The organism is Microcoleus sp. MON2_D5, assembly GCF_036701905.1.
Taxonomy (GTDB): Bacteria; Cyanobacteriota; Cyanobacteriia; order Cyanobacteriales; family Microcoleaceae; genus Microcoleus.
Window position 1 is genome coordinate 20,950 of the sequence record NZ_JAUBRM010000077.1, and the last position, 8,822, is coordinate 29,771.

General features: G+C 44.6%; 7 protein-coding genes. 2 read left to right on the forward strand and 5 right to left on the reverse strand.

Annotated features, from left to right (window positions below):
* Positions 1 to 274: 274 nt before the first annotated feature.
* The 4 genes from QUA47_RS23680 to QUA47_RS23695 all read right to left on the reverse strand — a co-directional run bounded on the left by QUA47_RS23680 (position 275) and on the right by QUA47_RS23695 (position 3,940).
* Complete coding sequence (locus tag QUA47_RS23680; protein ID WP_333432552.1) at positions 275 to 1,486, reverse strand: pentapeptide repeat-containing protein; 1,212 nt, start codon at positions 1,484 to 1,486, stop codon at positions 275 to 277.
* 108 nt (positions 1,487 to 1,594) lie between these two features.
* Positions 1,595 to 2,443 (reverse strand): alpha/beta hydrolase, encoded by an 849-nt coding sequence (locus QUA47_RS23685; RefSeq protein WP_333432553.1) that lies wholly within the window; start codon positions 2,441 to 2,443, stop codon positions 1,595 to 1,597.
* A gap of 194 nt (positions 2,444 to 2,637) precedes the next feature.
* Positions 2,638 to 3,363, reverse strand: coding sequence for a DUF3120 domain-containing protein (locus QUA47_RS23690; protein WP_333432554.1), 726 nt, complete (start codon positions 3,361 to 3,363; stop codon positions 2,638 to 2,640).
* Complete coding sequence (locus tag QUA47_RS23695; RefSeq protein WP_333432555.1) at positions 3,356 to 3,940, reverse strand: hypothetical protein; 585 nt, start codon at positions 3,938 to 3,940, stop codon at positions 3,356 to 3,358. The genes QUA47_RS23690 and QUA47_RS23695 overlap by 8 nt, the downstream gene beginning before the upstream one ends.
* A 579-nt stretch (positions 3,941 to 4,519) precedes the next feature.
* Between QUA47_RS23695 and QUA47_RS23700 the strand changes: the two genes are divergently transcribed.
* Complete coding sequence (locus tag QUA47_RS23700; protein WP_333432556.1) at positions 4,520 to 5,743, forward strand: ferrochelatase; 1,224 nt, start codon at positions 4,520 to 4,522, stop codon at positions 5,741 to 5,743.
* A gap of 493 nt (positions 5,744 to 6,236) precedes the next feature.
* On the opposite strand, the gene QUA47_RS23705 is transcribed toward QUA47_RS23700, so the two are convergent.
* Positions 6,237 to 7,997: a methyl-accepting chemotaxis protein gene (locus QUA47_RS23705; RefSeq protein ID WP_333432557.1), complete on the reverse strand. Its 1,761-nt coding sequence runs from the start codon at positions 7,995 to 7,997 to the stop codon at positions 6,237 to 6,239.
* A gap of 445 nt (positions 7,998 to 8,442) precedes the next feature.
* Here QUA47_RS23705 and QUA47_RS23710 point away from each other — a divergent pair, with 445 nt between their 5' ends.
* Entirely contained in the window at positions 8,443 to 8,796 is a 354-nt protein-coding gene (locus tag QUA47_RS23710) for a DUF433 domain-containing protein (RefSeq protein WP_333432558.1), read from the forward strand.
* Positions 8,797 to 8,822 lie beyond the last annotated feature (26 nt).

The window sequence follows — 8,822 nt, forward strand, 5'->3', positions numbered from 1 at the left end:
CGGGTAAAAAAAACTCGGTTTGTGCGATCGCGATCGCGTAATATCATGTCAAGTAATTTAACCATTATGGGTACGCAGCGAGGAATGCAAGTCCTCATACAATTCTGACGACGAACGCCCTCACTACGAACCAATTTTATTGCGGTTGTTCTAGCGGACAGAATATAAGTTTTGATCCAAAATTCGCGAAGGGCGGATTTTTTTGTATTTGGACTTGCAGCAAATATTGCGGGTAAAACCCGCGTCTACAACGACTGACTAAAAACTAAATAATTTAGCTATGAACAGTACCGTCGGGTAAGATTGTACCTGTTAATGTAGTCCGGGTAAGTTTGACCATAACTCGATCGCCGTAACCGATTTTCGCTCCTGTTAAGTCAGCACCGCTCAAGTCAGCACCGCTCAAATCGGCTCCGATTAAGTTGCTTTCTCTCAAGTTGGCATTGATCAAACAAGCTCCTAACAAATTGGCCCTGAACAAGTTTGCTTGGTGCAAATTCGCGCCTGTGAGATTGACGTTGTGTAGAAAAGCATCACTTAAGTCGGCTTCACTCAGGTTTGCATTGCTCAAGTTTCTTCCTGAAAAATCCTTTTCTTTTAAGGAAGCTCCTTTGAAGTTGGAACCGCTCAAATCGGGAGCTTGCGGCCCAGCTTGGCGGTAAGACGGAGATGACTGAGATGGCGGCGGCTGCGATTGGTAGCGGGACGCCTCTGAATAGGGCCCTGCAGGGTTTCCCCCATAGTTTCCCGCATAATTTCCAGCATATTTTCCTGAAGAGGGTTCAGAAGAGTAGCGGGGTTCTTTTGGGTTGGCCGATGGTGGCTGGGTGTTTTGGTGTTGGGTGTTGGGATACTGATTATTTCTGTACTGAGTGTTTTGGTACTGAGTGTTTTGGTACTGAGTGTTTTGGTACTGAGTATTGGGTTGCTGAGTGTTTTGGTACTGAGTATTGGGTTGCTGAGTATTGGGTTGCTGAGTATTGGGTTGCTGGGTATTTTGTTGCTGGGTATTTTGTTGCTGGGTGTTTCTGTACTGAGTATTTTGTTGCTGGGTATTTTGTTGCTGAGTATTTCTGTACTGGGTATTTTGTTGCTGGGTAGTTTGTTGCTGAGTGTTTCTGTACTGAGTATTTTGTTGCTGGGTGTTTTGTTGCTGAGTGTTTCTGTACTGAGCGTTTTGTTGCTGGGTGTTTTGGTGCTGGGTGTGTTTTTGCTGGGTGTTTTGGTACTGGGTGTGTTTGTGCTGAGTATGTTTTTGCTGAACGTTCTGATTCTGACCTCTTGGTTGAATCGATCGCAATTTTTCGCGAGCTTGATTAATTTCCTTAATCTTTTCTTCAGCTTTCTGTAGTAGTCTGGGATTGTCTTTGGGGATGCGATCGGGGTGCCAAATGAACGCTAAATCCTTGTAGGCTTGGCTAATTTCTTCTCTGGAAGCTCCCGGCAACAGTCCCAGCACTTTATAGTATTGGTCGAGGTCGTTCATTGTACCACCTTTCGCTTTAAGAAATTAGGAATTAAAAATTAAGATCGGAGCAAAAGCCGTTCTCAAAGCTTGCTTGTCCGATCGTACATTAGATGAACAATAACTCAGCTAAGCCGCTGCTGGCAAAAATTCTCGAATTCGCTGCAAATATGTTGCGGCATCCTCCAGCATCGGAAAGTGAGCCGTATTCGGAATTATAACAAATTCTACTTTTTTGCTGAGGGAGGCTGCTTGCTCTCCCATGACGGCGGGGATAATTTGGTCGAATTCTCCGGCCACAAGCAGTGTGGGAACACTCAGCCGCGCAAATTCTTGGGGCATTTCCTCGGCGGCTCTTTTGCTGACGGCCGTCACCATTGTACCTATAGCAGCTTGCTCGTCTGCCATTAAAAAATCCTTGAGAAACGCCAAACTGACCTCTGTGGGCAGGGAACGGCGCAAAAACCGGGCCATAAATAGCCGATCGGCAAACGGGATTGATGCCAGCCAAGAGGGTCTAAATTTTACCACATAGCCACCGAATTTGTGAAAAGTTGTAAAAGATTTTTCGTCGTATTCAAAAATACCGCTGCAAGTGAGAATTGCTTTTTCTACTTTTTCGGGGTAAAGGTTGAGAAATAAAGTAGCAATTGATGCTCCGGTGGAGTGAGCATTGAGAAAGACGCGACTTAAATTCAGAGCTTCTAATAATTCAGCTAAGTCGCGGGCGTAGGTTTCGAGTTCGTAGCTGGACTCAGGAGGCTCTTTTGGCAAGGGCGATCGACCAAAACCTCTCATATCGTAGAGCAAACAATCAAAATCATCAGCAATAGCCCGTGCCGTGCTTTCCCAGTAGCGCGCTGAGCCCGCCCAGCCGTGCATAAATACCATCACTGGTTTCCCGCTGGGTTGGGCACTGTTATCTGCCGTTATCCACTCGTAATAATGTTCTACACCGCGAATTGAAATGAAAGACATGATATTGATTTTGGATTCTTAGATTTTAGATTTTAGATTTTAACTCATAATTGTTCACTAAATACCCAAATTCCCGACTTCTTAAAGAAGTCAGGAATCTCAAGACTACATCTATCAAAAAATCTGCGTTAATCTGCGTCAATCCGCCCACATCTGCGGTCAAAAATTACCAACATAGGAACCAATCATAAATCTTAAGCCGCAGAAGCAGCCAGCCAAAATAAGCCGTCTACTAAAAGAGTGCTCAAAACTGCTCCGCTGAAAGCGCGCCAGTGCAGTTCTCGATCGCGCAAACTCAGCAAACCGACTGTTAGCAACACAGCGATTAAGACTAGGGCGCAACCTATCCCCCAAGGAGTTTCAATTTGACCGATCGCACTTTGAAAAATCGGCATTGCTAATTCCGGTTCCGCGTGCATCACTTGCCGCCAGTAGGGCATCAACCCAGTTAAGTAAAAATATAAATCAGTAATGGCAGTACCCAATAGGGAACCTAAATAAAAATAGCCGCCAACTTTCCCCCAAGATTTGCCCAAGCACCAAATAGCAAAAGGCAAGCCAATTGATTCTATAGGTAGATGTAAAATTGGTTCCCATCTAAACCAGCCCCAATAGATAGAACCTGCGAGCCAACATCCGGCAAATCCTAATAATAAATCTCCCCAAAGTTGTGTTTTGGGGCGGAAAATTAGAATTAAACTCAGAACGAACCAGGGGATAGTTGACAGCAAACTGATGGTAGGATATAGACGAACTAACGGTGCTTGCACGAAGACTGGAATTGAGACTAAAAATGCTGAGGCACCAAATATCAACCACTGTTTGATGCTGTTTGTTGTGCCTGAAGTGAGAGAATTGTCTAGGCGGGCGATGGTGGCAATAGGTGCGATCGCTGAGGATACTAAATTAAGATTAAACAACTGATTGGACTCCGTATTGTTTCAATAGGTGGACTAAAAATTTTGCTGCGGTTGTGGGTGCGACAGTCTCAATGCCGGCGGCGCTTTGGCTGACGTGCCAGCCTTTTGCCGTTTCGGGAGTTCGCCATAAATCCAAATGTTCGATCGCGGGATCTGCATAAAAGCTTTCTCCACCGCTACCGAGAATTGCTGAACTCCAATGCGTAAAGCGATCGTGGCTGATTCGGTGGATGGGAAAATTGCCCACCAGAGGTACTCCCCAACCGTCTAAGGCAAAAAAAGCCCCGACTTTGCCGCCGAGTTGCTGCCACATCCAAGCCGCCCCGATCGCCCCGGCTACTCCTGCCGAAAAGCTGACAAATACTAGACTTTCTCCTCCTAACTCTTCGCTGCACAAAAAGTGGAATATGTCAAGAGCTGAAAAAGGCGGATATTTATGAGCGGGAAAAATCTTGACACGATCGACTATTTGCTGGTTTTGGCGATCGGCTGCCACTCCCCAAAGCCCCGAAAGTCCCGCCAGGAAACAGTCGGTTAGCTTTGGTTCGTGGACTCCGGGGCAAATTACCAGTCTCATAGTTCGTCAAGAAAGTTAATATAGTTCGCAACATAACTTTATCATATACCTACTATATCATATACTACCCCAGGGGATAGGGTGTTAAACTTATAATAGAGTCAAGTTTGAAGAGTATCCCCCCAAGTTAAAAGCTGGGAACGCTCCAAACAGCTTTAATCTGAGGCAAGGTCAGGGAGTCTTAAGAAAACATAAAAGTTATCCCCCCCGGCCGCATTCCCTGTCAAGCTTAGCAAAGACTGATTCTAGTTTTAAGCTGTTCTGTATTTAGATTTAACTTTTCTGGCGGCGTCGAAGCCGACCCCACAAAAGCTTAAAGAAACAGGATTGTGAAAATTAGAGGCCTGCCAGCTTAGCTGCCCTACAAATTTCGGGTCAGGGTCAAAAAACCGACTTAGGACTGATGCTCATCAATCCGGTTTCTAGGATAAATAAGAGGTTTGACCGGGAAGTATGGGCGCAAAAACCGGGAATCCGCCCCGCGCACGTCAGTCGTGCGATCGCAAACAATGAAAAATCTCCGATTCACCCTTCATCCTGCCTGGATCTCTTAGAATAAATAAAATTGAGGAATACAAAGTGGTTGCTTCTCCAGAAAAAATCGATTTCAAAACATCTGCGGCACCGGCAAGTAATGATCGGGTTGCTGTATTACTGATGGGTTACGGCGAAGTCGAAAGCTACGACGATTTTGCCAACTACAACGAACAAGCTTTAAATTTGCTTACGGCAAAGTTTGCGCCAGTACCGCTTTGGATTTATCCGCCGCTGGCGAAGATTTTAGCAATCTTTGACTTGCACGAGTGGAGTCACCAACACGGTCAATTCGTTTCGCCGCACAATGCAATTTTTGAACAGCAGCGCGCTGGGATTGAAAAGAATTTACAGGAGAAATGGGGCGATAAAGTAAAAGTGTTCAAAGCTTTTAACTTTTGCGCGCCGTTTTTGCCGGAACAAGTAATCCCTCAAATTCAAGCAGAAGGATTTGACAAAATTCTGATTTATCCGCTGTTGGTAGTTGATTCTGTTTTCACCAGCGGCATTGCTGTGGAACAGGTGAATAAAGCTTTAGCACAAACCTTTGATGGTAAGGAACATTGGGTAAAAGGACAGCGCTACATTCCTTCTTTTTACGATGAACCTGCTTACATCCAGCTAATGGCGGATTTGGTTGAAGAGGAAATTAAGAACGATTTAGCTGTAGCGCATTTGCCTTCTCAGATTGGGATTGTGCTGATGAATCACGGTTGTCCGCACAAGGCCAAGGGCTTTACTTCGGGAATTGTGGAAAGTCAAGCTTTGTACGATCGCGTGCGGGAACGTTTGATGTATCGCTATCCTTTGATTTCGGTGGGTTGGCTGAATCACGACACACCGCTGATTGAATGGACACAACCGGATGCGACTTTGGCTGCGAAGAATTTGATTGATTTGGGTGCAACTGCGATCGTCTTTATGCCGATCGGATTTGCCACAGAAAATCACGAAACTTTGTTAGATGTAGACCACATTATTGAGTCTTTGCAGAAACAGCGTCAAGGAGTTACTTACCGCAAATTACCTTGCGTAAATGACCATCCAGAGTTTCTGAAAATGGCGGCCGAGTGGGCAAATCCGCAGATTGAAGCGTTGTTGAGTGAAACTGCGGTTGCTGTTAATCCGAGTTTGGCTTCGGCGCAGCGCGAGCACGCGCATTCTCACGGGGAACACGGCCATTCTCATGGCGAGCACGGTCATTCTCACGGGAACGGTCATTCTCATGGCGGACACGGCCATTCTCACGGGCACGGGCACAGTCATTAATTAATTGAGTTAAAAAGTCGATAGCCCTTTGCTTTTTTTAGAGAAAGGGCTATTTTTTGGCTTATTTATGGTACTGTAAAACTTAAAAATGACAGCCACAATCTTGGGTAAAAAAATGGGAAGAATCTCAGTGATATCATTTCCGGTTACACCGGAATGATGTTGACGGTTGACTGTTGACTGTTGACTGTTGACGCCGTGAACAGTCAACAGTGAACTCGAATTTACTATTCCGATGCTAACGGATTTGATATGACGTAATAGATCGCTGGAAATCGCTAATAACCCGCAACTTGGCTTCTTATACAAAATACAGATTAGAGATTAGAGTAAAATAAAAATTATTTTCCCGTACCTTCCTCGTCTCATATCAAATCTGCGCTTCATCGGAATAGTAAAGTGGCAACCAAATATAAGCGGAATTTTCAGTTTTTTGACTCACCGTGAACTGTTAACAATCATGAGGAGTGCAACCGGAATCGATATAATCTCTCTATTTGGCACTCAATACTTTAAGATTTTGAGCTGCATCGTTTAGTAGTTGAGTACCTACCTTAGTTTGATTAATGCCGCTAGCAGTTTGTTTAGCTCCAGAATTGATAGTATTCATTGCTTCAACTACTTGTTGGACGGCTAATGCTTGTTGCATGGCATTGAGAGAAATTTGTTGAGTCTTCAAAACGATATCCTTGATAGAAGCGAGAGTCATTTGTTGATTCTTCAAAACGCTATTGTTGATAGCCGCGATCGTCATATCCTGATTTTTCAAAACGATATCATTGATCGACTGTGTTACCTGTTTAAAAGCTTGGGCTGTATCTTGAGAAAGTTTGATACCTTCTTTGACAGTTTTCGTGCCTTCATCTGTAGCAATGACTGTGGAATTGATCGCGTTCTGGATATCAGTAATGATGGTATTAATTTTCTCGGCTGATTTTTTACTCTGATCTGCCAGTCGGCGAATTTCATTAGCTATAACTCCAAATCCTTTACCGTGTTCTCCAGCCCGAATAGCTTCGACTGAGGCATTCAAAGCTAACATATTCGTCTGAGTAGCTAAATCTGTTACAGTGCCTGTAATGCTGCCAATCTGAGTAGTCTGCTCGCTCAATCGCATAATCTGTGTGGCGATCGTCGCCACTTTTTCTCTCAACTCAGACATTCCTTCTAGAGATTTCTCCACTACCTTATTGCCATCTTGCGCCTGGTTTAAAACTTGACGTGCGCCTGTGGCTCCTTCCTCCGCCTGGTTTAAAACTTGACGTGCGCCTGTGGCTCCTTCCTCCGCCTGGTTTAAAACTTGACGTGCATTATCCAGTGCTGATTCGGCTTGCTCTGCTGATTGGCGCGATGAGGCTCCCAATTCATCCATTGTGGAAGTAGTTTCATTCACCGCCGTTGCTTGCTGATTTACGATCCGTTCTTGCTGCTCAACTGTAGCGGCAATTTGGCTGGAAGAACTGACAATCATATTGACAATGCTTTTGAGGGCTTTGTCGATGGGCTTGGCGATCGTAATGCTCAAGAATATTCCCAAAATAATCGCTGTCACCGGACCAAGAATCATGCCCACAAGAACCCAGAATTCAGTCTGATTTATATCCAGAGTGGCTGATTGCTGAGCTTTGTCTGCAATGTCTTGATTGAAGGCTATAACTGATCTAACTGAATCGGTAGCTATCTTAAATAAAGGCTCCTCTGTACTTGCGCCATACTCATCCATCCTGGTACGGATTTCCAGTGCTGTTTTAACTGCCGCGATTTCTGGTGAATTTCCCTTACCCTGACTGATTAGCTGAATCTGCCTTTTCCAGGGATTGCGGATACCCATTTGGTTATAGTCTTGTTCTATATTCAGCAATTTTTCATGGGCTTTCTTCCAAGCATCCCAGTTTTGTAGAAATTCTTTGTAGTTTTTATCTTCCTCTGGGGTATTCGGAATCTTTTCGTATTTTTGAAAGTTTTCGTTGATTTGTTTCCAGGCATTCTGAATTCTAGCTAATGCTGCTTGCCTTTCTGGATTAGTCATTTCGGGATCGAAGAGTAATTGCTCTGATGCCTGAATTTGGGTCTTTCCTTCGTTGATATTCCACAAAGCAGTCACACTTGGCAGGCTATCCTCACTAAGGGTTTTGATGTGTACACTTAGCCTGGAAACCCCGTTCCACCCTACCCCAGCAAACACGAAGACGATCAACCCCATTAATAAAAAAGCGCTGATTAGTTTTGTTTGTAAGTTCATGTTGCGAAACATAGTTGTTCTCCTGGCTGTGGCTGGCTATAGCTGAATTAAATTATAAGCTTAAGCACACTGAGCGTATTAATATCCATAATTTAAGCTGTTGTGTATTTAAATCAATTATTTTGATTCGCTGTCAAGATTGAGGTGTAAGCGTTTGGCATTTTGCTCCTACCCAGTTTAAATACTTAACAGCTTATAGCCTTTCTCAGTAACATGAGGTGCTTATAGGGCATAGGGCATAGGGCATAGGGCATAGGGCATAGGGCATAGGGCATAGGCATAGGCATAGGCATAGGCATAGGCATAAGACTCGCCCCCATACCTCACTTTCTTGAGAACCGCTATATCTCCTATATCTCCATTGTTAGTCATAAACTACGAACCCCACTGACTGCCATTCACGCTGACATCCCACACCTTAAACTTACCCGTTCAGCTACAGCAAGAAGCTGAAAAATTGGCGACACTCCAAGGCATTTCCCTCGATCGGTTTATTCTCTGGGCTGTAGCCGAAAAAGTCGCTACCCTCAACCAGCGGAATGACGATCGCGCTTTTCCTGAAATCACCTATGTGCGCGGCGCTAGTGGTGAACTCATACCCGTTTTGCGCGGCACTCGCTTGCGGGTGCAAACAGTAGTCATTGCAGCCCATAAATGGGGTTTTTCGCCCAACCAAATTGCTGCTGAGTATGATTTAAGTGAAGCTCAAGTGAACGATGTTTTCACTTTTTATGCGGCCCACTCTCAGGAAATAGATGCCTCGGGTGCATCTCAGTTTTGCACATATATCAAGTGGAAAGTTGACCATTGAGATAAGCACAGCGCAGAGAAAGGATA

Excerpts from the sequence above, each read along its gene's own strand:
- QUA47_RS23680 (WP_333432552.1), bottom strand. The coding sequence starts at position 1,486 with ATGAACGACCTCGACCAATACTATAAAGTGCTGGGACTGTTGCCGGGA.
- QUA47_RS23685 (WP_333432553.1), bottom strand. The coding sequence starts at position 2,443 with ATGTCTTTCATTTCAATTCGCGGTGTAGAACATTATTACGAGTGGATA.
- QUA47_RS23695 (WP_333432555.1), bottom strand. The coding sequence starts at position 3,940 with ATGAGACTGGTAATTTGCCCCGGAGTCCACGAACCAAAGCTAACCGAC.
- QUA47_RS23705 (WP_333432557.1), bottom strand. The coding sequence starts at position 7,997 with ATGTTTCGCAACATGAACTTACAAACAAAACTAATCAGCGCTTTTTTA.